Origin of the sequence: Nocardia sp. NPDC050378 (genome assembly GCF_040655675.1) — a bacterium.
Taxonomy (GTDB): domain Bacteria; phylum Actinomycetota; class Actinomycetes; order Mycobacteriales; family Mycobacteriaceae; genus Nocardia; species Nocardia coubleae.
Genome location: NZ_JBFAKI010000001.1, coordinates 368,439 through 393,744, shown reverse-complemented (window position 1 = coordinate 393,744; position 25,306 = coordinate 368,439). Strand labels below are relative to the sequence as shown.

General features: G+C 68.1%; 22 protein-coding genes. 11 read left to right on the top strand and 11 right to left on the bottom strand.

Annotated features, from left to right (window positions below):
* Nucleotides 1–38 precede the first annotated feature (38 nt).
* The 5 genes from AB0I35_RS01800 (at nt 39) to AB0I35_RS01780 (ending at nt 5,317) form a co-directional block, all read left to right on the top strand.
* Entirely contained in the window at nt 39–1,016 is a 978-nt protein-coding gene (locus AB0I35_RS01800; protein WP_357393434.1) for a sugar ABC transporter permease, read from the top strand.
* Nucleotides 1,016–1,915 (top strand): carbohydrate ABC transporter permease, encoded by a 900-nt coding sequence (locus AB0I35_RS01795; protein ID WP_357393432.1) that lies wholly within the window; start codon nt 1,016–1,018, stop codon nt 1,913–1,915. The genes AB0I35_RS01800 and AB0I35_RS01795 overlap by 1 nt, the downstream gene beginning before the upstream one ends.
* 65 nt (nt 1,916–1,980) lie before the next feature.
* Nucleotides 1,981–4,251, top strand: a complete 2,271-nt coding sequence (locus AB0I35_RS01790) for a transglycosylase domain-containing protein (protein ID WP_357393430.1) — start codon at nt 1,981–1,983, stop codon at nt 4,249–4,251.
* Between the two features lie 170 nt (nt 4,252–4,421).
* Nucleotides 4,422–4,889 (top strand): GyrI-like domain-containing protein, encoded by a 468-nt coding sequence (locus AB0I35_RS01785; protein WP_357150718.1) that lies wholly within the window; start codon nt 4,422–4,424, stop codon nt 4,887–4,889.
* Nucleotides 4,886–5,317: a GyrI-like domain-containing protein gene (locus AB0I35_RS01780; protein ID WP_067643408.1), complete on the top strand. Its 432-nt coding sequence runs from the start codon at nt 4,886–4,888 to the stop codon at nt 5,315–5,317. The genes AB0I35_RS01785 and AB0I35_RS01780 overlap by 4 nt, the downstream gene beginning before the upstream one ends.
* Nucleotides 5,318–5,370: 53 nt before the next feature.
* Here the strand turns inward: AB0I35_RS01780 and AB0I35_RS01775 are convergent, their stop codons facing one another.
* From AB0I35_RS01775 to AB0I35_RS01760, 4 genes are all read right to left on the bottom strand, one after another.
* Nucleotides 5,371–6,480, bottom strand: coding sequence for an inositol-3-phosphate synthase (locus AB0I35_RS01775; protein WP_357393428.1), 1,110 nt, complete (start codon nt 6,478–6,480; stop codon nt 5,371–5,373).
* Complete coding sequence (locus AB0I35_RS01770) at nt 6,473–7,030, bottom strand: PadR family transcriptional regulator (RefSeq protein ID WP_067497596.1); 558 nt, start codon at nt 7,028–7,030, stop codon at nt 6,473–6,475. Before AB0I35_RS01770 ends, AB0I35_RS01775 begins: the two co-directional genes overlap by 8 nt.
* Before the next feature lie 154 nt (nt 7,031–7,184).
* On the bottom strand, nt 7,185–7,973 hold the full coding sequence (locus AB0I35_RS01765) for a DUF1707 domain-containing protein (RefSeq protein ID WP_357393426.1): 789 nt from the start codon (nt 7,971–7,973) through the stop codon (nt 7,185–7,187).
* 4 nt (nt 7,974–7,977) lie between these two features.
* Complete coding sequence (locus tag AB0I35_RS01760) at nt 7,978–9,042, bottom strand: DUF1707 domain-containing protein (RefSeq protein ID WP_357393425.1); 1,065 nt, start codon at nt 9,040–9,042, stop codon at nt 7,978–7,980.
* 123 nt (nt 9,043–9,165) lie between these two features.
* On the opposite strand from AB0I35_RS01760, the gene AB0I35_RS01755 reads away from it, so the two are divergent.
* The 3 genes from AB0I35_RS01755 to AB0I35_RS01745 all read left to right on the top strand — a co-directional run bounded on the left by AB0I35_RS01755 (nt 9,166) and on the right by AB0I35_RS01745 (nt 14,352).
* Nucleotides 9,166–9,585 carry a DUF5318 domain-containing protein gene (locus AB0I35_RS01755; protein ID WP_159372838.1) on the top strand — a complete coding sequence of 140 codons (420 nt, stop codon included), beginning with the start codon at nt 9,166–9,168 and terminating at the stop codon, nt 9,583–9,585.
* A gap of 801 nt (nt 9,586–10,386) precedes the next feature.
* On the top strand, nt 10,387–12,546 hold the full coding sequence (locus tag AB0I35_RS01750) for a transglycosylase domain-containing protein (RefSeq protein WP_357394133.1): 2,160 nt from the start codon (nt 10,387–10,389) through the stop codon (nt 12,544–12,546).
* Nucleotides 12,547–12,636: 90 nt separating this feature from the next.
* A complete protein-coding gene (locus AB0I35_RS01745) occupies nt 12,637–14,352 on the top strand; it encodes a glycosyltransferase 87 family protein (protein WP_357394131.1) in 1,716 nt (571 codons plus the stop codon).
* Nucleotides 14,353–14,416: 64 nt separating this feature from the next.
* On the opposite strand, the gene AB0I35_RS01740 is transcribed toward AB0I35_RS01745, so the two are convergent.
* The 4 genes from AB0I35_RS01740 to AB0I35_RS01725 all read right to left on the bottom strand — a co-directional run bounded on the left by AB0I35_RS01740 (nt 14,417) and on the right by AB0I35_RS01725 (nt 18,455).
* Complete coding sequence (locus AB0I35_RS01740) at nt 14,417–14,839, bottom strand: type II toxin-antitoxin system VapC family toxin (RefSeq protein WP_357393423.1); 423 nt, start codon at nt 14,837–14,839, stop codon at nt 14,417–14,419.
* Nucleotides 14,836–15,156, bottom strand: coding sequence for a type II toxin-antitoxin system prevent-host-death family antitoxin (locus AB0I35_RS01735; RefSeq protein WP_357393421.1), 321 nt, complete (start codon nt 15,154–15,156; stop codon nt 14,836–14,838). The genes AB0I35_RS01740 and AB0I35_RS01735 overlap by 4 nt, the downstream gene beginning before the upstream one ends.
* A gap of 89 nt (nt 15,157–15,245) precedes the next feature.
* A complete protein-coding gene (locus AB0I35_RS01730) occupies nt 15,246–17,078 on the bottom strand; it encodes a TerD family protein (RefSeq protein ID WP_357393419.1) in 1,833 nt (610 codons plus the stop codon).
* A gap of 30 nt (nt 17,079–17,108) precedes the next feature.
* Nucleotides 17,109–18,455: a TerD family protein gene (locus tag AB0I35_RS01725; protein ID WP_357150722.1), complete on the bottom strand. Its 1,347-nt coding sequence runs from the start codon at nt 18,453–18,455 to the stop codon at nt 17,109–17,111.
* 137 nt (nt 18,456–18,592) lie between these two features.
* Here AB0I35_RS01725 and AB0I35_RS01720 point away from each other — a divergent pair, with 137 nt between their 5' ends.
* From AB0I35_RS01720 to AB0I35_RS01710, 3 genes are read left to right on the top strand one after another with little or no spacing between them, the layout of a single operon-like run.
* The gene (locus AB0I35_RS01720) at nt 18,593–19,216 is read left to right on the top strand and encodes an AIM24 family protein (protein ID WP_067497217.1); all 624 of its coding nucleotides are present in this window, start codon (nt 18,593–18,595) and stop codon (nt 19,214–19,216) included.
* Between the two features lie 12 nt (nt 19,217–19,228).
* A complete protein-coding gene (locus AB0I35_RS01715) occupies nt 19,229–19,927 on the top strand; it encodes an AIM24 family protein (RefSeq protein ID WP_067643395.1) in 699 nt (232 codons plus the stop codon).
* A 3-nt stretch (nt 19,928–19,930) separates the two neighbouring features.
* Nucleotides 19,931–20,692 (top strand): AIM24 family protein, encoded by a 762-nt coding sequence (locus AB0I35_RS01710; protein ID WP_067643392.1) that lies wholly within the window; start codon nt 19,931–19,933, stop codon nt 20,690–20,692.
* Here the strand turns inward: AB0I35_RS01710 and AB0I35_RS01705 are convergent.
* The 3 genes from AB0I35_RS01705 to AB0I35_RS01695 are packed head-to-tail and all read right to left on the bottom strand — an operon-like array spanning nt 20,689 to nt 25,297.
* Nucleotides 20,689–21,516 (bottom strand): HAD family hydrolase, encoded by an 828-nt coding sequence (locus AB0I35_RS01705; RefSeq protein ID WP_357393417.1) that lies wholly within the window; start codon nt 21,514–21,516, stop codon nt 20,689–20,691. The two genes, AB0I35_RS01710 and AB0I35_RS01705, sit on opposite strands and share 4 nt — an antisense overlap.
* Nucleotides 21,513–24,089: a phosphoribosyltransferase gene (locus AB0I35_RS01700; protein WP_357393415.1), complete on the bottom strand. Its 2,577-nt coding sequence runs from the start codon at nt 24,087–24,089 to the stop codon at nt 21,513–21,515. Before AB0I35_RS01700 ends, AB0I35_RS01705 begins: the two co-directional genes overlap by 4 nt.
* Nucleotides 24,086–25,297, bottom strand: a complete 1,212-nt coding sequence (locus tag AB0I35_RS01695; RefSeq protein WP_174550367.1) for an HpcH/HpaI aldolase/citrate lyase family protein — start codon at nt 25,295–25,297, stop codon at nt 24,086–24,088. Before AB0I35_RS01695 ends, AB0I35_RS01700 begins: the two co-directional genes overlap by 4 nt.
* Nucleotides 25,298–25,306: the final 9 nt, after the last annotated feature.

The window sequence follows — 25,306 nt, the reverse complement described above, 5'->3', positions numbered from 1 at the left end:
CGCAGCGGACCCGACCAGACCGTAGGAGAGTAGAAACGGTGTCGGATCCTTCGGGAGCCAAGCAGCGCGGGCTAGCGCTGCAACTGAGGCAATCACGGCGGGCGTGGCTGTTCGTCACGCCGGTGATGGTCGCGCTGGCGGTGGTCATCGGTTATCCGGTGTTCCAGGCGCTGTGGATGTCGTTCCGCAAGGACGCCGGCATCGACCCGGCCACCGGCATGTTCGTCGAGGGCGGCAGCGCGGGTTTCGACAACTACACCCATTGGCTACTGCAGCAATGCAATTCGCTGATGGGCACGGTGTCGTGCCCGACCGGCACGCTCGGGTCGCAGTTCTGGGCGGCGGTCGGGGTGACCCTGTTCTTCACGGTGGTGACCGTGACGATCGAGGCGACCCTCGGCCTCGGCATGGCCATGGTGATGGGCAAGACCTTCCGTGGCCGGGCGCTGTTGCGAGCGGCGGTGCTGATCCCGTGGGCCATTCCCACCGCTGTCACCGCGCGGCTGTGGGAGTTCATGTTCCAGTACGACGGCGTGGTGAACCGGGTGCTCGGCACCGAGATCCTGTGGACCTCGGATGTGTGGGCCTCGCGGTTCGCGGTGATCGTGGCCGACGTGTGGAAGACCACCCCGTTCATGGCGCTGCTGATCCTGGCCGGGCTGCAGGTGATCCCGAACGACGTGTACGAGGCGGCCAAGGTCGACGGCGCCTCGGCCTGGCAGCGGTTCGTGCACATCACGCTGCCGCTGCTCAAGCCCGCACTGCTGGTCGCGGTGCTGTTCCGCACCATGGACGCGCTGCGCATGTACGACCTGCCCGCGATCATGACCGGCGCGAACCCGGCCACCAGCACCCTGTCGATCCTGGTGGTCGACCAGGTGCGCCAGGGTCCCAACAGCGCGGCCGCCCTGTCGACGATCACCTTCGTGCTGGTGTTCGCGATCGCGTTCCTGCTGGTGAGGGTGTTGGGCGCCAACGCCGTTCGCACGCAGGAAGAGCAGCGGAAGGCGAACTGATGAGCATCTCGATGACCAAAGAGCCCACCGCCGAACGCGAACCTGTTGCGGCACAGTCGGTTTCGTGGCGAAAACGGCTCGGAACCGTTCGCCTGTACCTCGGCGTGGCGATCGTGCTCGTGTGGGGGCTCGGGCCGTTCTACTGGATGGCCGTGGTCGCGTTCCGCGACCCGGCCCACACCTTCGACAGCACTCCGTGGCCGACCCACGTGACGCTGGAGAACTTCAGCAACGCCTTCGACACCAGCCGCGGCAACGACTTCGGCAAGGCGCTGCTCAACAGCGTGATCATCGGCTCGGTGACGACGGTGGTCGCGTTGCTGCTCGGCGTGCTCGCCGCGTACGCGCTCGCCCGGATGACCTTCGCGGGCAAGTACCTGGTTTCGGGACTGATCCTGTCGGCGTCGATGTTTCCTGCCGTCGTGCTGGTGACGCCGCTGTTCCAGCTGTTCACCGACCTCGGCTGGATCGGCCAGTACCAGGCGATGATCATCCCGAACATCTCGTTCGTACTGCCGATGACGGTGTACATCCTGGCGTCGTTCTTCGCCGAATTGCCCTGGGAGCTCGAAGAAGCCGCGCGCATCGACGGTGCGAGCAAGCTGCAGGCGTTCCGGTTGGTCATGCTGCCGCTGGCGGCGCCCGCGGTGTTCACCACCGCGATCCTGGCGTTCATCGCCTCGGTCAACGAATATCTGCTCGCCCGGTTGCTCTCCGGTGAGCAGACCAAGCCGGTGACGGTCGCCATCGCGAGCTTCTCCGGCAACGACCCGCTCGTCCAGCCGTACGCGGCGATCATGGCGGCCGGTGTGATCGTCACCGTGCCGCTGGTGATCATGGTGCTGATCTTCCAGCGCCGCATCATCTCCGGCCTCACCGCGGGCGGCGTGAAGAGCTGACGGGCGTGCTGCTCCCGGGTTATGCCGGTGCAGGCGGGTAAAGTCGCCTGCACCGACGGGAGGAGATGGTCGTGGCCGGCAGGCGCGGGCGTTCCGACGAGGACGTGCCGTATACGTCGATCGCAGGCTTCCGGGATCCTCTGCGCGAGCAGCAGCCGCGCAAGGGTGCGGCCCGGCGAGCCCAGGCTGCCCGGCTGGCGGGCGACGACGACCCCGGACCCCGCCCGCCACGCACCAGGGCACAGCGGATCCGGCGGCTGGTCTTCGCGCTGTTCGTGATCTTCGTGTGTGTGCCCGCGTTGCTGTTCTTCGCGGTGTACTGGAGTTCGGAGATCCCCGAACCGGGCGAGGTAGCCGTCGAGCAACCGGCGACGGTGCTGGCCGCCGACGGCACCACGGTGCTGGCGAAAATCATTCCGCCGCAAGGCAACCGGATCCCGATCCCGCTGACCGAGGTGCCCATGCACGTGCGGGAGGCGGTGCTCGCGGCCGAGGACCGCACCTTCTACACCAACGCCGGATACTCCACGAGCGGGTTCCTGCGCGCGGCACGGGACAACCTGGCCGGGCACGACAACGCCGGTGGCGGGTCGACGATCACCCAGCAGTACGTGAAGAACGCCTTCCTGAGCTCCGAACGCACCGTCAGCCGCAAGATGCGGGAGCTCATCATCGCGGCGAAGATGTCACGGCAGTGGAGCAAGGACGAGATCCTCGCCGCCTACCTGAACACCATCTACTACGGCCGCGGTGCGTACGGTATCGCGGCGGCGGCCAAGGCCTACTTCGGAAAACCGGTGCCCGAACTGACCCTCGCCGAGGGCGCGGTACTGGCCGCTGTGATCCGCTCGCCCTCGGTGCTCGACCCGGAAACCCACTTCGACCAGCTGCGAGCCCGCTGGCAGTACGTGCTCGACGGGATGGTCGAGATGCGCGTACTCGCTCCGGGCGACCGTGACGCGACGGTGTTCCCGCCGATCCTCGCCCTCGACGACGTGGCGACCGAACCCGAGACATCCGGACCAGAGGGCCACATCCGCACCATGGTGCTGCGGGAACTGCGCGCCGCCGGACTCACCGACGCCGACATCAATACCGGCGCCCTGCGGATCACCACGACCATCGATCCGGTCGCGCAGGCGGGGGCCGTCGACAGCGTGCGAGCCCGATCCTCGTGGCAGCCACCGGAATTGCGGGCGGCCGTAGTGTCGATCGACCCGCGAAGCGGTGCGGTGCGCGCCTACTACGGCGGCGAGGACGGCACCGGCTTCGACTTCGCCCAGGCGCCGCTGCAAACCGGTTCGGCCTTCAAGGTTTTCGCGCTCGTCGCCGCCCAGATGCAGGGCATCCCGGTGACACGGGCGATCGACAGTTCGCCCATCACCGACCGTGGCACCACCATCACCAACGTGGACGGCGATTCGTGTGGGCGGTGTTCGCTGGCCGAGGCGCTGAAACGCTCCCTCAACACCAGTTTCTACCGGCTCACCATGACGATGGCCGACGGTCCGCGCTCGGTGGCCCAGGCCGCGCATCTCGCGGGCATCCCCGAGCACATTCCGGGGGTCGAGGGCGAAACGCTCACCGAGAACGGCGAGCCGCCGCTCAACGGAATCGTGCTGGGGCAGTATCTGGTTCGACCGATCGATATGGCGTCGGCCTATGCCACGCTCGCCGCGTCGGGGGTGTACCGGCAGCCGTACTTCGTACAGCGGGTGACCACCGGGAACGGTCATGTGCTGCTCGATCGTGGTCCGCCGGAAACCCGCACGGGCAAACAACTTCCGGAGCCCGAGCAGCGCATCAGCCCGGCCGTCGCCGACGCGACCACGCAGGCGATGGAGCCGATCGCCAACTACTCCAACGGGCACGGCCTGGCCGGGGGCAGGCCGTCGGCGAGCAAGACGGGGACGACCCAGTTGGGTGAGACCGAGGCCAACAAGGACGCTTGGATGGTCGGGTACACGCCGTCGCTGTCGACGGCGGTGTGGGTGGGCACCGAGCATCCGCAGCCGCTGCGCGACGGACGCGGCAACCCGATCTGGGGTTCGGGGCTGCCCGCCGACATCTGGAAGCAGACGATGGACACCGCGCTCGCCGGTTCGCCCGTCGAGGAATTCCCGACTCCGCCGCTGGGCGGCAGCGGTTCACTGGTGCCTGCCCCACCGCCCTCGTCCGGTGGCGGTGGTGGTGGTGGCGGTGGCGGCTTCGACATCCTCAACCCACCGAGCGACACTCCACGCAATCCGGCGCCCATCATCATCATCCCGCCTGCTCCGAGCCCGAGTACCCCCGGTGAATGGTTCCCCGGACTGGGCGGTGAGGCGCCGCGATAGATCACGGATTGGACAGGCGTGACCACACATCTGCACGAACATGGCAACATCGTTGGCCAGTGCGCATCCGGAGATCGGGCGCCGGCGGAATCCCGGCGCGGAACCTGTCGTATCCATGCGGGAAGATGTGCGCTCGAGCGACGACGAGACTAGACATAGGGGCTACGCAGGTGGATTTCAATGTCGTTGACCGTCCCGAGATGCTGATCGCGGGCACAGTGCTGCGCAGTCCGGCGCTCGCTGTGGAGGGGCCGCGACGCGCCAAAGTGGTGGAAGCGTGGCAGCGGCTACGGGCACGACAGGACTTACCCGGACCGTTCGCGACGGGCTACGTCGACTTCGCGCCCGAGATCAACTCCTACCTGACCCATATCGTCGGCTACGAATGCAAAACCCTCGCCGACCTGCGGGTAGGCGATGTGCTCGCGCGGATTCCGGCGGGCCGCTACGCGCGGTTCGTGGCGCACGGTGACGAGATCGGCGACACCATCGTCGCCCTGTGGCGGCAAGTCTGGGACGCCGAGGCCGCGGGCGAGTTCGTGCGCGCCTACACCGGCGACTGCGAGCAGTACCCCGACGAACGCACCGTCGAGATCTTCGTTTCCTTGACCGACGCGCAGAGCGGGGACAGCCGATGACCGCCGACTTCGAGATCGTCACCCTGGACAACAGCCTGATCGCCGGACTCACCGTCCCGCTGGCCGGGCGCGAGGTCACCGCCCGGGACCTCGACCTGGTGAACTTCACCTGGGACCGCTACCTGTCCCGCGAGAAGCCGGTCACCCGGGCCGCCGCCTACATCGGCCAGAACGACCACGCCGTAGCCGTCCTCGGCTACGAGGTCGCCGGGCTCGACGACGTGGACGAAGGCGACGTCCTGACCCGCATCCCCGCGGGCCGCTACGCCAAATTCGTTGTCTCCGACAAGCCCTACGACCTCCTGCGCACCGCCTGGGCCCAGGTGATCAAGGCCGAGAACGCAGGAACCATCACCCGCTCCCACACCGCGGAACTGGAGCGCTACACCGGCCCGACCAGCGTCGAGGTGTACGTCTCCCTCGACTGAGCAGACGAAAAGGCCGGGCGCACCGATGTGCGCCCGGCCTTCCTGTTCAGTGACTAGTCGGCACCGATGATGAAGGCTTCCAGCTGCTTACGAGCCACATCGTCGGCGATCTGCTCCGGCGGGGACTTCATCAGGTAGGCCGAGGCCGGGATGACCGGGCCGCCGATGCCGCGGTCCTTGGCGATCTTGGCCGCGCGCACCGCGTCGATGATGATGCCCGCCGAGTTCGGCGAGTCCCACACCTCGAGCTTGTACTCCAGGTTCAGCGGCACATCGCCGAAGGCGCGGCCCTCGAGGCGCACGTAGGCCCACTTGCGGTCGTCGAGCCACTCCACGTAGTCCGAGGGACCGATGTGGACGTTGCGGTCGTGCACCTTGCCCGCCAGCGAACCGCTCAGATTCGAGGTGACGGCCTGGGTCTTGGACACCTTCTTGGACTCCAGGCGCTCACGCTCGAGCATGTTCTTGAAGTCCATGTTGCCGCCGACATTGAGCTGGTAGGTGCGGTCCAGCGCCACGCCACGGTCTTCGAACAGTTTGGCCATCACGCGGTGGGTGATGGTCGCGCCGACCTGGGACTTGATGTCGTCGCCGACGATCGGCACACCGGCGTCGGTGAACTTCTTGGCCCACACCGGGTCGGAGGCGATGAACACCGGCAGGGCGTTGACGAACGCGACACCCGCGTCGATGGCGCACTGGGCGTAGAACTTGTCGGCCTCTTCCGAACCCACGGGCAGGTAGGACACCAGCACGTCGACGTTCGCGTCCTTCAGCGCCTGCACGACGTCGACCGCGGGGGCCTCGGACTGCTCGATGGTCTCGGCGTAGTACTTGCCGATGCCGTCGAGGGTCGGGCCGCGCAGGACCGTCACGTCGGTGGGCGGCACGTCGGAGATCTTGATGGTGTTGTTCTCGCTGGCGAAGATGGCCTCGGCCAGGTCGAAGCCGACCTTCTTGGCGTCGACGTCGAACGCGGCGACGAACTTCACGTCCTTGACGTGATAGGGACCGAACCGGACGTGCATCAGACCCGGAACGACCGCGTTCTCGTCGGCGTCCTTGTAGTACTGCACGCCCTGCACCAGCGACGATGCGCAGTTGCCGACACCGACGATCGCGACGCGTACTTCGCCGGATCCAACCTTGTTGACATCACTCATGGCCGCTCTTTCCCTCTTTCTGTGGTGCCGCCTTCGTCGATTGCTCCGCCGCAATCAACTCGTTGAGCCAGCGCACTTCGCGCTCGCTTGATTCCAATCCGAGCTGGTGGAGCTGGCGGGTGTAGCGATCCAGCGAGCCACTGGCCTTCTTGATCGCTTCCCGCAGACCCTCTCGGCGCTCCTCGACCTGGCGTCGCCTGCCCTCCAGGATCCGCATCCTCGCCTCGGCGGGGGTGCGGCTGAAAAAGGCCAGATGAACACCGAAGCCGTCATCGGTGTAGTTCTGCGGACCGGTATCGGCGAGGAGTTCTTTGAACCGTTCCCGCCCGACCGGCGTGAGCCGGTAGACGCGGCGCGCACGGCGCGCGGTCGCGCCCTCCGGTATCTCCTCGGCGATCAACCCGTCGGCCTGCATCCGGCGCAGCGTCGGGTAGAGCGAACCGTAGGAGAAGGCCCGGAACGCCCCGAGCAGGCCCGTCAACCGCTTGCGCAGCTCGTAACCGTGCATGGGCGCGTCGAGGAGCAGGCCGAGAATCGCCAACTCGAGCATGCCGACCTCACTCCCTGACTATGACGGCCTGACAGGCCGAACGGACCTAACCGATGGATGCGACTTCCCACTATATCGGAGCGATACATCCGGGCGTAGTCGGATCCCTCACATGGATGGGGGACCGACCCTCGGGAGCGAGCGATTCAGCAGGTCAGGAGTCTGCCGGGTACACCGCGATAGGTTCGCCGCTGAGCCGGATCTTCAGATAACCGCTCTGCTCGGCCTCGTTCTTGACGTAGATGCTGATTTCCGGCTCGGCATCTTTGGCGCCACCCGGTGGAAACCGGACGAGCACGTGCGACACCCAACCACCGGGCACGCGGGTGGTCTGCGGGGCGCCCGACATCAGGCGCGCGTACTTCGCCAGGTCGACCATGGCCACGTCGAACGAGCGGGTGCCCGGCGGTCGCGAACCGGGTGAACCCCACCGGTCGAAATCGCCGCGATATTGCAGCTCGTCCTGCTTGCCCGGCTTCCCGGAGTCGCGCTCGACCAGCGCGTACTCCGGATAGAGCGTCAACTCGTCGGCGAGCGCGCTTCCGTATTCGGCGCGGTAGTCGGCGAGGAAATGGGCGAAGCCGTTACCGGTGGTGAGATCGGGCAGCGGCGGCGCGAGGACGGTGCTGCGGCCGAGCAGACCGGCACCTGCGCCGACCAGGCCGGCGAGGACGACCGCGCCCACCGGGATCCACCAGCGGCGTGGTGCGCGGGGGATACCGCGCGCGACGGGGGTGGCTGCCAGGCCGTCGGGGATCTGCAGGTCGTCGACGAGGCGGTCGAGGTCGCCGAAGGTTTCGGCGCGCATGGCGGTGGCGGTGCGCTTGCCGTGTTCGGTCTCGGTGAGTTGGCCGTCGGCAAGGGCGGCGTCGAGCAGGGCGCACACGTCGGCGCGGTCGGCGTCGCGGGCCCGCAGGTTCTTCGCCGGGGAGGTGGTCTTCATGGCGTCATCTTTCGTACGGGTAGGTCTGCAGCACTTCGCCCGAGAGCGCGAGGACGAGATGCGCGGACTGGGAGACCTCGTTGCGCACGTAGACGGTGATCGAGGGCCTGCCGACCCAGGTGTCGTTGGCGATCCGGTAGTGGGTGACCACGCCGTCGGGTACACCGAGGGTGGCGGCGGCGGTGCTCAGCACCGCGCCGAGGGCGTCGGTGTTCACCTGGGCCAGGTCGATGTCGACCGCCTTGCGGTCACGGGTGGCGACCTGCGAATTCGAGCGTTCGAACCCGCCGCGATAGGTGTAGCTCACCGTCCAGTCGCCGTTGTCGGGTGCGCGACGGACCGCTGAGGCGTGCTCGTCGTGCAGCACTGCCTCGTCGACGACGGCGTCGCCGAACTTGGTGCGGTAGTCGTCGCGAAACTGTACGAATCCGGCGATGGTGTCGAGGTTCGGGGTGGGGATCACCAGGGGCGGGGCCGCGTCGTAATTGATCGACGCGGCGGTTTCCCGCGCGGCCGGTTCGTCGGCGCGGATCGTCCAGGCGAAGCCGCCGACCGCCGCGAGCACGACGGCCGCGATAGTCGCGATGCGGAAGGTGTTGCGCACCTTGGGTTTCACCGGCGCCGCAGGGCGCTGCTGCAACTCGGTGACGAGGGTGGTCAGCTCACCGAGCGTGCGCGCTTCGGCGGCCAGCTCGGTCATCGCCGTGTGCTCCTCGGCATCGAGCTGACCGTCGGCGCGGGCGGCGTCCAGGGCGGCGATCGTACGAGCCCGGTCGACGTCGCGCGCCTTCGTCCTGGCCGGGTACTCGCCGGAATGCCTGCGGCCGAAGCGCTTCCGTTCGGTGGTCGGGCCGAACACCGCGGGTGACTGCAGATCGCCGGTCAGACCACGTAATTCACCGAGGGTGCGCGCCGAACCTGCCCGTTTCACCCGGTCGTGGTACTCCTGCGCGCCGAGCTGGCCCTCCGCGTAGGCCGCGTCAAGCACGGTCGACACCTCGGCGCGATCGATATCACGCGCCCTCGTCCGGGGATCGGCGACGGAGCGCGCCGGTGGAGAATCTGCCATCTACTTGCCATGCCTCACCTGCGAAAAGACCCGGAAAGTACCCGGTATCGGGAGTCTAAGGCCGCCGGGGGCAACAAGCGGTGGCACCGGCGGTGGAAATCAATCCCGGCTACTCTGGTGATCGTGCGAATTCAGCGGCAGGTGGTGGACTATGCGCTCCGGCGCAGGTCGCTGCTCGCCGATGTCTACGCGGGGCGGGTCGGCGTCGCCGAGGTGTGCGATGCCAATCCCTACCTGCTGCGGGCCGCGAAGTTCCACGGTCGCGGCAGCGAGGTGACCTGCCCGATCTGCCGGAAAGAGCAGCTGACGTTGGTGTCGTGGGTGTTCGGCGACGGGCTCGGCCAGGCGGCCGGGTCGGCGCGCACACCCGACGAGTTGACGCGGATGGCAGAGTCGAACGAGGAATTCTCGGTGCATGTCGTCGAGGTGTGCCGCTCGTGCAGCTGGAACCACCTGGTGCAGTCGTACGTGCTCGGGTCGGCGCCCGCGCCCGCCCGTCGCCGGGCGGGACCGAGAGCGGGACGTCGCTCTGCAGCCGAATGACAGCGGCCGCGTGACGCGCCGCAGTTCGGGGTGCAAAATATCCGCGCCGGTCCTCCGGCGCGGATGTTGTGTGCCGGTCGAACCTTACGAGTTATGGAGATCTGGTCAGTGAGTTCGCCCTACGAGCCCTCCCCCTACGGTGACGATCCGCGCGGCGGCCGCCCGTCGCGGGGTGCACAGCCAGGTCCGCAGTCCGGTGATCGTCCTGCCGGGCCGCCGCGTCGGCCGACGCCGCCCGCCGGACCGCCGCGCCCGCAGGGTGGACCGGGTGGGCGTCCGCCCGCACCGACCGGGCGTGGGCCCGCGCCGGGTGCGCGTGGTCCGCAGCCGCAGAACCGTCAGCCCGCGCCGCCGCCGGGTGGGATGCCGCCGCGTCGGCCGGGTCAGCCGCCGCAGCGTCCCGGCGCACCGCAGGACCGTCCCGGTGCGCCGCAGGGCAGGCCCGCGCCGGGTCGTGCGGCCGCGCCCGCCGCAGGGGCTGCCGGCGCCACTCAGAAACTTCCACGTCCGGGTGTCGACGAGTCGACGGTGCGGGCGAGTCATCCGCCGCGGACCGCGCGCGAGGAGGCGGGTCGTCCGCGCACCGGTGGCACGCCCGTCGCCGCGCGACCCGGCGCGGGTCGCCGCCCGGGCGGACCGACCACCGGTGAACGCCGCGCCACCGGAACCGGCGGCACACCGCCGCCGGTCGGGCCACGCAATCGCCGCGATGGTGGCGGGGGCGACGACGGCTCGGGTAGGGATGGTTCGGTGACCAAGAAATCGCCGTGGCGTGCCGTGCGCCGGACACTGTATGTCCTGATGGCCTTGGCCATCGTCGTGCCGAGTGCCGTTTTCCTCGTCGCCTACACCACCGTTTCGGTGCCCAAGCCGGAGGACCTCGAGACCAATCAGGTCGCCATGATCTACGCCTCCGACGGGACGAGCGTGATCAGCAAGGTGGTGCCGCCGCAGGGCAACCGCACCGAGGTCTCCATCGACCAGATCCCGCCGCATGTGCGCAATGCCGTGATCGCCGCCGAGGACCGCGACTTCTACACCAACCCGGGCTTCTCGGTCTCGGGCTTCGCGCGCGCCGCCCGCGACAACATCCTCGGCAAGGAAAGCGCCGGTGGTGGTTCGACCATCACCCAGCAGTACGTGAAGAACGCGCTGGTCGGTGACGAGCGCTCGATGACCCGAAAGATGCACGAGCTGGTGATCTCGGCCAAGATGGCCCGCCAGTGGAGCAAGGAGGAAATCCTTGCCGCCTACCTGAACACCATCTACTTCGGTCGTGGCGCGTACGGCATCGACGCCGCCGCCAAGGCCTACTTCGGCAAGCCGGTGCAGGAGCTGTCCGTGTCCGAGGGCGCCGTCCTCGCCGCGACCATCCAGCTGCCCTCGCTGCTGGACCCGGAGAAGAACCCCACCGGCGCGAAGTCGCGCTGGAACTACGTCCTCGACGGCATGGTCTCCGGCGGCAACCTGTCGGCGGCCGAACGTCAGTCGATGCAGTACCCGGCCGTGGTGCCCATCGCGTCGCTCGGCGAGAACAGCCTGGACTCCGGCCCCGAGGGGCACGTGAAGAACCGGGTGCTCGAGGAGCTGTCGGCCGCGGGGATCAGCGAGCAGCAGCTCAACACCGAGGGCCTGCAGATCACCACGACCATCGACCCGAAGGCACAGGAAGCCGCGGTGAACGCCGCGCGCAACAAGCTCGACGGCGAACCCGAGAACCTGCGCACCGCGGTGGTGTCCATCGACCCACGCACCGGTGCTGTCCGCGCCTACTACGGCGGTGAGGACGGCCAGGGCTACGACTTCGCCAACGCGGGTCTGCCGACCGGTTCGTCGTTCAAGGTGATCGGTCTTGCCGCCAACCTCGAGCAGGGCATTCCGCTGTCGCAGATGTACGACAGTTCGCCGCTCAAGGTCAACGGCATCGAGATCAACAATGTCGAAGGCCAGTCGTGCGGTATGTGCACGATCGCCGAGTCGCTGAAGCGTTCGCTGAACACCAGCTTCTACCGGATGCAGCTCGACATGCAGAACGGTCCGCAGAAGATCGCCGACATGGGTCACAAGCTCGGCATCGCCAAGGAACTGCCGGGCGTGGGCCCCACGCTCACCGAACCCGACGGCGCCGGCCCCAACAACGGCATCATCCTCGGCCAGTACCAGTCGCGTCCGCTCGACATGGCCTCGGCCTACGCCACGCTGGCCGCCTCCGGCATGTACCACGCACCGCACTTCGTGCAGCGTGTCGTCACCGCCGACGGGCAGGTGCTGCTCGATCGCGGAGAACCCGCCGGTGAGCAGCGGGTGAGCGCGGCCGTCGCCGACAACGTCACCGCGGCGATGAAGCCGATCGCGGCCTACTCCAACAACCACAACCTGGCCGGTGGCCGGGAATCGGCCGCCAAGACCGGTACCCACCAGCTCGGCGACACCGGCAACAACCGCGACGCCTGGATGGTCGGCTACACGCCGTCGCTGTCGACCGCGGTGTGGGTCGGTACCGAACAGGGTGATCCGCTGAAGAACTACGGCGGCTCGCACATCTACGGTTCCGGCCTGCCGTCCGACATCTGGAAGGCCACGATGGACGGCGCCCTTGCGGGCACCCCCACCGAGACGTTCCCCAAGCCCGCCGCAATCAAGGGCCAGGCCGGTGTGCCGGAATGGTCGGCGCCCTACACGGCGCCGGAGACCACCGCGCCCACCATCGCGCCGCCGGTGATCGTGCCGTCGCAGGTGGAGATCCTGCCCGGTATCCGCATCCCCGTGCCCGGTGTGCAGCAGCCCGCCGTGCAGGCGCCGCAGCAGGCCGAGCCGACCACCGGCCCGCTGCCCGGTCAGCCGACCGCGACGCCGGGCGAGTCCCCCGGCAACGGCAACGGCAACGGCAGGCCTGGTGGTGGCGGCAACGACGACGAGGAGAGCGGCGGCGCGGGAGCCACACCGACGCGCTCCCGATAGCCACCGGTAGCCTCGGATGTCGTGACCGATCAGCAACTCGCGGACCAGCCGGCGCCGAATGACACCTGGCCCGGCCGCGAGCCGCAGTACGTGTCGCCCGCACCATTGGCACCGGACCTGCGTTCGATCGACGCGCGAGACCGCCCGAGCCGCAACGATTCCCTCACCTCGCAACTGTCGACGGTGATCGGCGGCCCGGTCGGCGCGCACGCGCTGATCGGGCGGGTCCGGTTCTGGACGCCGCTGCGGGTGCTGTTCGCCTTCACCGTCGTCTTCCTCGCGCTCGGTTGGGCGACGAAGGCGGGCTGCATCCAGCAGACCGACGACGGCGCGGGCGGGCTGATGCTCGACTGGAACAACGGCCGCCAATACGTGGCCATGTGCTACTCCGACACGGTGCCGCTCTACGGCGCCGAGCGGCTCAACGAGGGTGCGTTCCCGTACAAGAAGTACTGGCTCGAGTCGACACCCGACGGTGGCACCGAGGTCAGATACATGGAGTACCCGGTGCTTTCGGGGCTCTACCAGTACGCGGCCATGCAGGTCGGCAATGTGTGGGATCACCTGCCGCTGCCCGGTGCGCTGTCGGTTGTCGTGTACTTCAATGTGGTCGCGCTCGGGCTGGCCGTGGGGTGGTTGATCACGGTGTGGGCGTCGTCGCGACTAGCCGGGCGGCGGGTCTGGGATGCCGCGTTGATCGCGGTGTCGCCGTTGGTGATCGTGCACATCTTCACCAATTTCGACGCCCTCGCAACGGCTTTCGCGGCCACCGGCCTGCTGGCGTGGGCACGGCGGCGGCCGGTGCTCGCCGGGGTGCTGCTCGGTCTCGGCGGTGCGGCGAAGTTGTATCCGCTGCTGTTGCTCGGACCGATCATCGTGTTGTGTCTGCGCACCGATCCGATGCAACGTGTGCCCGCCGCCCAGGCAGGCCTGCGATTACGCGATATCGACAGTCTTGCAGCGGCCCGGGCCTGGCTGCGTGCGACCCCGACGCGGACCCAGGTTTTCGCGCAGCGTCCGCTCGGTTCGGCCACGCTGGCCGTGGCGGCGGCCCTCGGTACGTGGGGTGCGGTGAACCTGCCGATCGCGGTGCTGTTCCCGAACGGGTGGCGAGAGTTCTTCCGCCTCAACACCACCCGTCACGCCGACCCCGACTCGATCTACAACGTGATCGCCTCGTTCACCGGTTGGGAAGGTTTCGACGGTCCGCTGTCGCACGGTGAACCCCCGACCATCCTCAACACGGTCTCGCTGCTGTTGTTCGTGCTGGCCTGCGTGGGTATCGCCTATCTGATACTCACCGCCAACCGCCGCCCCCGCCTCGCCCAGCTGTGCTTCCTGGTGGTCGCCGCGTTCCTGCTCACCAACAAGGTGTGGAGCCCGCAGTACTCCCTGTGGCTGGTCCCCCTCGCCGTCCTCGCCCTCCCCCACCGCCGAATCCTGTTGGCCTGGATGACAATCGACGCCCTGGTCTGGGTGCCGCGCATGTTCTATTACCTCGGCGAGGACAACAAGGGCCTCCCTGAACAGTGGTTCACCGGCACAGTGGTCCTCCGCGACCTGGCCGTCGTCGCCCTGTGCGCGATGATCATCTACCAAATCCTTCGCCCCGAAGCCGACCTCGTCCGCCGCGACAACGTCGACGACCCAGCAGGCGGCCTCCTCGACCGAGCCCCCGACCCGCTACTCCCCTGGCTCCCCCACTTCCTCCAGCCCCGCAAGAGCTGGACCGACACCGTCCACCCGAACGCTGTCCGCGTGGCGCAGGACCCCGAATGGACTGAGCGGCCCTATCTCCGCAGTTAGCGGGGTGCCGCGCCGAAGCCCCGCCGACGGCCGAAGCCGCTGTCAGCCGAGCGACTACGCGAATCTAGCGTTCGGCCGGGTGCGTGACAGGGCAGAGTTCCACGAGTCCTTCCAGGCCGGCGAAGTCCTTGGGATTCACCGTGTACAGCGGCAATCGGTGCGCGGAGGCGATCGAGGCGATGAGCAGATCTATGCGGCGCGGCTTGGGGTTTCGCCCTGTCGCGAGCACCGCGGCGATCAGGTGGCCGTAACGGCGGGCGGCGCGGGTATCGAACGGGAGGGGATCGAACAGTGCCTCGGCGTTCTGCAGACGTTCGATGCGCACCGCGCGCTCACCGGCGTCGCCGGCGTAATGCGGGCCGGAGGCCAACTCCGCCATGGTGATCGAGCTGACGACGATCTCCTCCGGCAACTCGGCCGGATCCAATTCGTCGAACAGGATGACGACATTCGTGTCGACCAGCCCCCGCGATGGCTCGCCGGTCATCGAGGGTCCTCCACGGCGAAATCACCGCGGCGGTGGGCGCGATCGTAGGGGTCGTACAGCGAATCATCAATGACGGCCTCGGACTCCGCCAGCGAAGTGTCACGCGGCGAGGCCAGGTCGGCGAACGCGCTCAGTACCTCGTCCCGTGGGACGGCGGTGCGACGCCGCCGGTGGCGATGCGGAATCAAGTCGGCGACGGGCGACCCATCCACCGTGATTGTGTAGGACCGTCCGCTGCGGACTTCCCGCAGCACTCTGCTTGCATCGTTGCGCAGCTCCCGTTGCGGGATCTCCGGCAAGTCGGCTGGTGAAGTCATAAACCCATCGTAGCCTGCGATGCTACACACAAGCTACGGACTTGCTACACGCCCGGCGAGGCGACTATGCGACACGCGAACTACGCGGACTACATCCGCAGGTAGCGGGCCTGGAGTTCGGGTTCGACGGGGAGCATGTCGAGGTCGAGTTCCCAGGCGTTGCCGGTCCAGGGGTCGAAGAGGGGGGTGCCGGGGAGGGTGGGGAGGTGGCGACAGGATTGGGAGAGGAGGGTGGCGGGGGCGTCGGCTGCGTCGGGGGTGGCGGTGCCGACGATGAGGAGGGAGAGGCCGATGAGGTCGCCGCGGACCATGAGTTGGCCGAGGCGGACTACATCGGCGGCTTGGTAGCCGTGGGGGAAGTCGGCCGCTACCAGGATGCGGTGTTCTTTCGGGGGTGCCACTTCGCCTGCGTGGTAGGCGATTTCGGCCAGTTCGGCGGCGTTGGCGAGTTCGGCCAGGCGCGGGGAGATGTCGAGGTGGTCGGCGATCACGGGGCCTGCCAGCAGGGGTGACAGGGGTGTGGCGAGGCCGCGTAGGCCGCCGGTGAGGTCGATCAGGTCGATGCGGGTGGGTCGGTCGGGGATGGCGGCGACGAGGCGGGCCAGCAGGGCGCCGACCACGCGGGAGGCGGCGGCGCTGGACTCCGTGTCGACCCACAGCGGCCGGTTCAGCGGCACCGGAACGCAATACGGGATGCGCAGGTCGCCTCGCTCGGGTGCGTAGAGCTCGCCGAGACGGATGCCATCGCTGGCGGCGGCGCGGGTGGTCCACGCGGGGGCCAGCCAGGAGGCCAGGGCCGCGGGCATCACGGAGTCGGCTTCGGCGATCTCGCGGGCGAGCATGTCGCTGTCGCGGCGGTGGTCGGCATCGGCGCGACCGACCAGCTCGTCGTGGCGGCGTTGCGCGGCGTGACGGGCGGCGTCGGCGGCGGGGGTGTTTCGCGTTGCCGGATTCGAAACCGCTTCCGACAGTTCCTGATCCAGGCGCTTGGCGGCGTAGTCACGCGCCGAGACGAGGGCTGCGGCGGAGCGTGCGGCGTCCTCGAAGATCATCCACATGCGCTGTAGGCCGTGGTCGACTTCGAGGGGGATGCCGGGGGCGGGCGTCGGTTGGGCGAGCGATTCGGTCGAGGCAGCAGCATGGCCCGAAGCTGGTCCCGCCGACGCGCCTGCTCCATGAACCGGCGCCACCGGCACCGTCCCATCCGGAACGTGACCGCCGTGCGCAACGCCGCCAGGCACTCCGCCGTGCGCACTACCGGGCAGGCCGCCCTGCGCACCACCACCGGGGACACCGCCATGCGCAGCACCACCAGGCGCACCGCCGAAGGCAGCACCGCCAGGTACGCCACCGTGGGCACTACCGCTGAACGAATCGCCCTGCGCGCCCGACCCGAAACCACCGGTCGCCGACGACACGCCATTTGCCGCGTTGTGCCCGAAAGCTGCGGCACCCGAGGCACTTTGGCCAGGAACGCCATGCGTGCTCAGCAACTGAGCCACACCACCGGCATAACCCTGGCCGAGCGCACGCAACTTCCAGCCCGGCCCCCGCCGATACGCCTCGAGGCAGATCAGCGAACTCTCCCCCGCCGTCGGCGAGATGACGAATTCCGCTGCGGGAACACCGTTCTCGGCGAACGACGCGGTCACCGGCCCGAGCACGTGCCCGGCGGCGACGTACAGCAGCACGGCGTGCGCGTCCGAACGCACCTGGGACAGGGCAAGTTCCACCGAACTGCCGCCGAACCGCACACCGGGAGCCGAGGGACGCGACGCGCACACATGATCGTGTTCGTCGCGCACCCGCAGGTCCTCGCCGACCACGAGCGCGCCGAGTTCGACGGTGCCCGTGGTCTGGGCGGTGAAACGCACGGAGTCGGCGGTCAGTGTGGTGTTCTGCCCTGCCTTCAGGTGAATCACGGTGTCTGCCTTGCTGTGTGGTGCGGAAGGTCAGTCGCGGCCGAGGAAACGGCCGAGCTGCGGGACGGCCTCGCCGGGATGCTTGGCCTGGAAACCCTCGCCGAGCGCCTGCATCTTCCAGTCACCACCGGAGCGGTACACCTTCGCCATCGCCATCGCGGTGAACGGCATGCCGCCCGCGAGGGTGTAGCGGGCGAGTTCGCCGTTGGTCGTGCCGTCGATCAGGCGGCAGAAGGCGTTCTGCACCTGTTCGAAGGTGTGCCCCTTGTAGGAGGTGACGATGAACAGCAGCGTGGAGATGTGGGCGGGGATGCGGGTGAGGTCGACGAGGATCATCTCGTCGTCGCCTTCGCCCTCACCGGTGAGGTTGTCGCCCTGATGGCGGACTGAGCCGTCCTTGGACGAGAGCTGACCGTAGTAGGCCACGTCGACCAGGTTCTGGTCGGCGAACAGGCACACCGAGGCGTCGAGGTCGATGTCGACGGTGCGGTTGCCGAACATGCCACGGGTGCGCACCGGGTCCCAGCCCAGACCCATCTTCACGAAGGTGAGCGCGGCGCCTTCCTTGCGGAGGGTGACCCGCTGCCCCTTCTGCAAGCTGACCGGCCGGTCCTTGCTGAGACTGATCTCCCCGGTCGGCTGCGGCGGCGCGGCCGGCGAGGCGGCGGGCGGGTAGCCCCCACCGGGCGGCGGCGGGTAACCACCCTGCTGCGGCGGCGGATAGCCACCACCCGCGGGGGGCTGCTGCGGCGGTGCGGGCGGCGGGTAACCCCCACCGGGCGGCGCGTAGGCGGGCGCGGGCTGCTGGTAACTCGGCGCCGGAGGCGGCGGCGGTGCGGCCTGCTGCGGTGCGGCGGCGGGCTGCGCGGGCGAATCATCCACCTGCACACCGTGATCGGTGACCAGCGCGGCGAAGCCACCGGCGTACCCCTGGCCGACGGCGCGCACCTTCCAGCCACCTTGACGGCGGTACAGCTCCAACGCGATCACGATCGACTCGGCGTTGAGACCCTCGATGAGGTACGAGTACAGCTGGTTGCCCGCGGCGTCGGAGATGATCGCGGTCGGCGGGGCGAAACGACCGAAATTGCTGGTCGCGTCGTCGAGGGTGATGACCGCGCGGATCTGGTCGATCTCGGCGGGCACGGCGGGCAGCGACACCGCGAGCGAGGCGGGCTGCCCGGCCGGCCCGGGTCGCAGGTCCACACCCGGACCGCTCGGCTGGTTGTAGAACACGAAATCGGCGTCGGTGCGGACCTTGCCCTGCTCGGTGACGAGCAGCGCGGACAGATCGGCCGGTGCCGTGAGCTGGAGTGAGATCACCACGTCACTGACGGCCAGTGGACCGTTCTGGCCTTTGGCGAGTGTTGCAGACAAGTTCGACCCTTCGCTTGTCGGTGCGGTCTTGTTGTCACTGTACGAGAAACCGGGCCCGGGCGTTCAGCCTCCCGATCGGTTAGGGTGACGTCGCTGTCGGAACGGGGCGTCGCACCCGCCTTACAAAGGGGCCAGGAATGGCGCAGTTGTTCGAACAATCGAAGAAAGTGATCGAGGCACATCTCGCGGGGACCAGTATCCGCGCGATCGCGGGCTCGATGGTTGCCTACGAGGGCAATGTGCAGTTCAAATCGGCCGGCTTCGGCGGCGGCGAGGGCGTGCTCAATGGTCTCAAGCGCCGCGCCACCGGCGAGAAGCTGTCGCTGATGGAGTGCACCGGCAACGGCCGGGTGTTCTTCGCGGTCAACGGCCAGAACGTCACCGTGGTGAACCTGAACAACGACACGTTGCAGGTCGAGTCGCAGCAGTTGCTTGCCTTCGCGGGCAATCTGCGCACCGACGTGCGGTTCGCCGGTGTCGGTGGAATGTCTTCGGGCAGTGGCCTTTTCACTACAACGGTGAGCGGTCAAGGTCAGGTGGCGCTGCTGTCGGCCGGTGGGCCGTTGATCCACCTCGAGGTGTCGCCGCAGTACCCGCTGATCGTCGACCCGGATGCGTTCGTCGCGGCGCGCGGCAATCTCAACCAGTCGTTCGTCACCGACGTCTCCTGGCGCACGATGGTCGGCCAGGACGCGGGCGAGGCGTTCTCGCTGCGGTGGGACGGCCAGGGCGTTGTGCTGATCCAGCCCGCGGAACGGTAAGGGAAAGCGACGATGTTCGAGAAGGTCAACAGCAAGGTCGTCAAGGTCGACGTCGCCCAGGCCGGCGGGGTGGTCGGGCGCACCGGCGCGATGCTGTTCTACACCGGCCAGGTGCAGTTCTCCCCACACCAGATTCCCGGCGCGGGTGGCGGCATGGGCGGCGGTGGTGGGCTGATGCGCATGGCGGGCGCCATGATGGCGGGCGAACACGAGCGGACCATGCTCGCGCGCGGAAACGGTTCCGTCCATTACGGATTCGCCGGGCTCGAGGTGCACGTGGTGCAGATGCAGCCCGGTGCGGTGCTGCGGGTGGAGGCCTCGCGGCTGCTGGCGAACACCGCCGGGTTGCAGGCCTCGGTGGTGTCGGTGGCCAGTTCTGGTGGTGGTGGCGGTGGTGGCCTGATGGGTGCGCTGCGCGGGGCCGCCGCGGGTGTGGCGACCGGGCAGGGCATGTTCACCACGCAACTGAGCGGTCAGGGTTCGGCGGTGCTGCTGGCGCACGGCGGATTCCTGGAATTGCAAGTGGGCGGGCCGAATCCGGTGGTCGTCGACCCGCAGGCATTCGTCGCGGCCTACGGAAACGTGCAGACCGAATTGAAGGCGGCGATGAGCTGGCGCGACGCGGTGGGTCGCGGATCGGGCGAGGCGATGCAATTGCATTGCCACGGTCAGGGTGTCGTGTATGTGCAGGCCTCCGAAGAGAAGTTGTGAGTCATGAGCGAAATCCTGTCCCCCATGAATCTCGGTGCCAGCGACAATATTCCGGGTAACAGCTACGCCTATTGCATCGACCTGACCGGGCCGTGGTTCATGCGCAAGGGCGCCATGATCGCCTACTACGGCCAGATCAATTTCCAGCTGCTCACGCACGGTCTGCAGGGTCATCTCACCCAAATGGTGAGCAGTCAGTTCTCGGCGCCGCTGTTCGCCGGTGAATACGTGGTGGCCGAGGGCCACGGCAAGCTCATCATCGGCGACCGGGGCTACGACATCAATTCCTACGATCTCGAGGACGGCAACCTCACGATCCGCGGCGCCAACCTGCTCGCGTTCGAGCCGGGTCTCGCGCTGAAACAGTCGATCGTGCCCGGCTTCCTCACCCTCATCGGCACCGGCAAGTTCCTCGCCTCGTCCAACGGACCGGTGATGTTCGCCGAACCCCCACTGCGGGTGGACCCCGAGGCGCTGGTCGGCTGGGCCGACTGCCCGTCCCCGAGCCACCACTACGACCAGGGCTGGATCACCGGTTTCCTGTCGGCGGGCGCGGCCGCGATGGGCGCCACCTCCGGCGAGGAACGCCAGTTCGACTTCACCGGCGCGGGCACCGTCCTCATCCAGTCCTCGGAGAAGGTGATGAGCGACAACGCCCTGGTCCGCACCATCGAGGGCCAGCTGCAGAGCGGCGTGAGCGTGGGCGGCCTGCAGCGCATCCAGGCCGTCGTCACCCAGAAACTCGCCGGTCAGCAGCAGTACTAGACCGGATCCGCGACGGGGAGGGCGGCGTGGAACCAGTCGAGGATTTCCGCGCCGGCCAGGATGCCTGCGGCGGTGGTGACGGTGAGGTTCGGGGCGGTGTAGGCGAGTTCTTCGAGTTCGCCGTGGCGGGGGCGGATGGCGGCGTCGGCGGATTCGAGCATGTTCGCGTCGAGGGCGCCGTCGCCCGCGGCGAACAGTTGCGCGCCGTCGGGTAAGTCACCGGATTCGGTGAGGCGGCGGCGGACTTCGGCGACGGCGAGGCTTTTGCAGACCGCGTCGGGCATGGTGTAGATCTTGCGGCCCTGCTGGGAGGCCGACCAGCCGTTGGCGCGACACCAGGTGTCCCATTCGGCGAGGAAGCCCGCCGGGACCGCCTCGGGGCGGACGACCAGGTAGCAGAACAATTCGTCGGCCTCGCGATACTTGGTGACCCAGGAATCGCTGATCCGCGAACGTAACTCGGCGCCGACCGAAGCCAAGGTCGCGCCCGTCGCGTTGACCTGATCGTCGATGGACAACCGCCACGCCGGGTCGGGAATGCCGTCGACGAGGATATTGCCGCCGTTGCTCGTGATGGCGAAACGCCACGGCGCACCGGGTAATTCGATGCGCTGGAACTGCTCGATAGTGCGGGTGGTCGTCGGGAGCACCGGCGCGTTCGCGGCCAGCTCACGCAAACGGGCGATCGCGGTGGTGGTCATATAGGACAGGGGTTCGCCCTCGTAGTACTCGACGCATTCCTTCTCGACACTGTCCGCGCCGTGGAAGGCGTTGCGCGAGAAGATCATCGTGCGATCCAGGTCGGTGGCGAACAGGGCGGTCACTGCGATAGCTCCTTGATCAGGCCCATGCAGGAGTAGGCCAGATCCGGCACCACCTCTACCGGGACATTGCGTGCGGCGGCGAGCAGGCGGATGTGGGCGTGCTCGGGTGCGTCGGCTTCCCGCACCAGCACCCGCCACGGTACGCGACGCAGCAGCACCCGGGTGGTCTCGCCGACGCCGGGTTTCACGTAATTCACTGTGCTGATGCCATATTCGGCACGCACCTTCTCCACCGACGCCCAGCCCGACCAGTCGGGTGTTCGATCGGAATCCCGGATCGCGGCGACGGCGGCGGGCACCTTGTCACGAATGGCTTCGAAGGCGGTGGTGACGGTGTCGATCAGTTTGTTCGACACGTCGTCGGCGGCCAGTTCGCGATAGAACTTGGCGCCGTGGAAGTCACGCGGACCGATCAGCTTCTCGTTCAGGACCGTGCGTGAAACCAAGCCGGAAACAGTGGAATTCAGGCAGGCCGAGGCGATGAGGAAATCGTCACGGGTGCCGAAGGTTCGCACACAATTGGCCGGGTCGGCCAGCACGACGAGTTCGTCGTCGAACCTGGCGCCGCCCGCCGCGTGATAGGCGTCCAGGGCGGCGGTGAGTTCGTGGGTGATGGCACCCTTGCCGGTCCAGCCGTCGACGAACACGATCGTGGACGGATCGTGGTGGTGGGCAAGGTAATCCAGGGCGACGGAGTCGATGCCGCGGTCGCGGACGATGGACACCGCGTAATGCGGTGCGTCGAGGGCCGGACGCCCGATCCCGCTCGCGAGCCAGCGCCGCATCAGCACACCGATCGGTGTCCCCGCGCGCGCCAGCGACACCAGCACGATGTTCTCGCCACGTTCGGCGACGACAAGTTCGGCCACCGTCGCCACGGCAAGGGCGAGCCGCTCGGCGCTGTCGGCGAGCACCCGATCGAAGAGTTCGCGGTAGGCGGCGTCGGGCTGATACTCCACCGGCAGTGACTCGGCGTAATGAGCCTTGCCCGCCTGGATACGCCGTTCCCGTTCGGCCACATCGGCTTCCAGGTCGACATCGGAGAGATCCTTGAGCAGCCACGACACGTCTTCGCGCGCGTAGGAGCCGAACTCCGGGCCGTACAGTGGCGCCGGGAACGCCCGCGCCTCCACGGGCTCGTGATCTGGAGCCACCAGCTCGTCCCGGCCGGCGGCACTGCCCGGTGCGCCGTTCGTGGCCCGGATCAGCCCATCCACTGCTTGCGTACCCTCGTCCGATACCTGCGCAGTGCGCGAGGAGTTCAGCACACGAGGGTCGGCCCCCGGGACAACGGCGACCAGCACATCCGCACCGGATGTCGTGAGTACATCCACCAATCCACCCGGTGCGACGAGTTCCGCGGTGTCGGCGGGTGGGTCGATGACGACAAGCAAGACCGGGTTCTCCCCTTCCCACTGCGCGTTGTAGAGGTAGCGCTGTGCGGTCGGGTCTGGTTCGGGGGCGGTGAAGCGGAAACCTCTGCGCAGCGGGTAGCCGGGTTCGTCGAGAACGTAAGCCGGTGAACGAGTGGTGGTTTGGAAGCGGGCGGGGATGCCCGCGTCGGCCAGTCCGGCAGCCAGGCGCACCGGCATGTACATGAGTTCTTCGTGACCGAGCACGATCACCGGACGCCCGTTGAACTCGGCATCCAGTCGTGCACGCACCTCGTCGACGACACCGTTCACCGCATCGTCGAAAGCTGCCTTGTCCGTGCGCAGAATCCCGTGCCGCCCGCCCTCGGGAGCATCGCTCGGCCACGACACCTCGAGGCGCGCGTACGAACCGGGCTGCACCGCTTCGGGATTGAGTCGCGGCTCCGGAAGCGCCGCGACCGCGTCGACCAGGTCGTCAGGAAGGTCGACCAGACCTGTTGCCAGACAAACGGTGTCGATGCGAGCGCCCAGTTCGGCAGCGAACTTCTCGAACTTGTCGCGGTCGGCGGCGGTCCGCAAATCGACCAGCGAGGCGAGCACATAGTGCGAACGCGGTGCGAACTCGTGCAGGGCGCGCACGGCGTCGATAGCCGTATCACCGGTGGAGATTTCGTCGTCGACGAGGACAAGCGGCAGATCGTTGGCGAAGATGTCGGCCGGTGCCGGTTGCAGCAGGTGCGAGGTGGCATGGGAGTGCCCCTCCTCGAAACCGGTGAGCGTAGTGGCCCGCGATTCGTGTCGACGGGTGGAATGCAGGTAGCACCCCGCGTCCAGGCGCGCGGCCACACAGTGACCGAGACCTGTTGCTGTCTCGGCGAATCCGAGAACCACCGCCTCCTGCCCGCCGAGCTTGTCCGCGACCAGGTCGGCCAGGCGGTTGCCCGCCCCGATCACCACGTGCGGGTCGGTCGGCAGGTGTTTGCCGAGCACGGTCGAGACCAGCAGATGCGCCCGACGCGGATTCCGACGCAGACCCGGACGCACCAATTCACCGATCGACAGTGCGCCGGGCAGCACGTCCGACTCGGCGATCGCGGTCACTTCCTGCGACGCGCCCGTGGCGAAAGCCTGTCCGTGATGCAGGCGAATTCCGAGATGACTTGTGGCCCAAGGCATTTCGATCGTGCGCACCGCGTTCATTCCGCGATCATCGCTGTCAGCAGATCCACGAAGGACACTCCCTTGTTCGCCACCCCGAACGCGCGAGCCCGGACCAGCGTCTGGCGGGCCCAACTGCGGTGGGGGCGCATCTCGTTCATCTTGTTGCGGTACTCGGAGGCGGCAACCCCGCCGACATCGGCCTCCATGATGTGCAGCGCGTCGGCGTATTCCTCGTGCGTCACCACCGACAGCGCGTGCACGGCGGCCACGTGCGACGGGTGGATCACCGTTTTGCCCTGGATGCCGTTGGCGCGGTCGAGGGTGATCTCGCGCAGCAAACCGTCGAGGTCGCGGCTCACCAGGTACTGCCGGAACGGCACCGCGTCGGATTCCTCGAACGGGGCGGTGCGCAGCAGCGGGCGGAACATGCGTTCGTGGTCGGCGAAGTACTCCCACACCGGGCCGGTGATGATGAAACCGGTGCCGTCGGCGCGGCCGAGGTAGTTGACGATGTCGGCGATCACGTCGGCGATCACCCGCACGTCGTAGATGGTGAGGTCGCGGTCGCGGCGGATGCCGAAGGTCGAGCACATGTCGGTGGCGCCGATGCGCACCGCGAGCAACCGGTCCCGATGCTCGGCGAGCAGCTCGGCGATGCGCGAGAGCTGTTCGTCGCGGGTCTGGCGATGCACCAGGTTCGCCGATTCCAGCACCGGCATGCCGTAGACGGGGCGGCCGAGGCGGTCACCGGCCGCGTCGAGCGCGGCCAGATAGGCGGGCCCGGTGACGGCGTCGAACTTGGGGAAGACGAAACCGGTGAGCATGTCGGCGCCCGGCCCGAGCCGGTCGGCCAATTCGGTGACGGTCTGCACGTCGCGCACCCGGACGAACAACATCGGCACCGGGTCCGCGACACCGGCGAGCAGGTCGAGGGTGGCGACCGCGTGTTCCTTCGCGGCGTCGACCTGATGGTCGGCCACGGCGTCCTCGAGGTCGATCACCATCGAACACACTCCGCGCGCGGCGCGACGCAGAATGGTCGCGGCCAGATCGGGACGGGTCGCGGGCACATAGAGGGTGGCGCCGAGCGCGGTGGCGAGCAGTTCGCGGTCGGCGGTTCCCGGAATCGGTTCCGGTTCGACCAGGAACAACTCACGGCTGCGCGGGCCCTGCAGATTGTGGAAGTGGCGCAGCGGCACCTGCTTTCGCAGGTTCACCTCCGGTGCGATGGCGTAGCCTGCGGTCATTCCCCCCAC

Coding starts and splice junctions, on each gene's coding strand:
- AB0I35_RS01795 (WP_357393432.1), top strand. CDS start 1,016: ATGAGCATCTCGATGACCAAAGAGCCCACCGCCGAACGCGAACCTGTT.
- AB0I35_RS01790 (WP_357393430.1), top strand. CDS start 1,981: ATGGTCGTGGCCGGCAGGCGCGGGCGTTCCGACGAGGACGTGCCGTAT.
- AB0I35_RS01780 (WP_067643408.1), top strand. CDS start 4,886: ATGACCGCCGACTTCGAGATCGTCACCCTGGACAACAGCCTGATCGCC.
- AB0I35_RS01775 (WP_357393428.1), bottom strand. CDS start 6,480: ATGAGTGATGTCAACAAGGTTGGATCCGGCGAAGTACGCGTCGCGATC.
- AB0I35_RS01770 (WP_067497596.1), bottom strand. CDS start 7,030: ATGCTCGAGTTGGCGATTCTCGGCCTGCTCCTCGACGCGCCCATGCAC.
- AB0I35_RS01765 (WP_357393426.1), bottom strand. CDS start 7,973: ATGAAGACCACCTCCCCGGCGAAGAACCTGCGGGCCCGCGACGCCGAC.
- AB0I35_RS01760 (WP_357393425.1), bottom strand. CDS start 9,042: ATGGCAGATTCTCCACCGGCGCGCTCCGTCGCCGATCCCCGGACGAGG.
- AB0I35_RS01750 (WP_357394133.1), top strand. CDS start 10,387: ATGGCCTTGGCCATCGTCGTGCCGAGTGCCGTTTTCCTCGTCGCCTAC.
- AB0I35_RS01740 (WP_357393423.1), bottom strand. CDS start 14,839: ATGACCGGCGAGCCATCGCGGGGGCTGGTCGACACGAATGTCGTCATC.
- AB0I35_RS01735 (WP_357393421.1), bottom strand. CDS start 15,156: ATGACTTCACCAGCCGACTTGCCGGAGATCCCGCAACGGGAGCTGCGC.
- AB0I35_RS01720 (WP_067497217.1), top strand. CDS start 18,593: ATGGCGCAGTTGTTCGAACAATCGAAGAAAGTGATCGAGGCACATCTC.
- AB0I35_RS01715 (WP_067643395.1), top strand. CDS start 19,229: ATGTTCGAGAAGGTCAACAGCAAGGTCGTCAAGGTCGACGTCGCCCAG.
- AB0I35_RS01710 (WP_067643392.1), top strand. CDS start 19,931: ATGAGCGAAATCCTGTCCCCCATGAATCTCGGTGCCAGCGACAATATT.
- AB0I35_RS01700 (WP_357393415.1), bottom strand. CDS start 24,089: ATGAACGCGGTGCGCACGATCGAAATGCCTTGGGCCACAAGTCATCTC.
- AB0I35_RS01695 (WP_174550367.1), bottom strand. CDS start 25,297: ATGACCGCAGGCTACGCCATCGCACCGGAGGTGAACCTGCGAAAGCAG.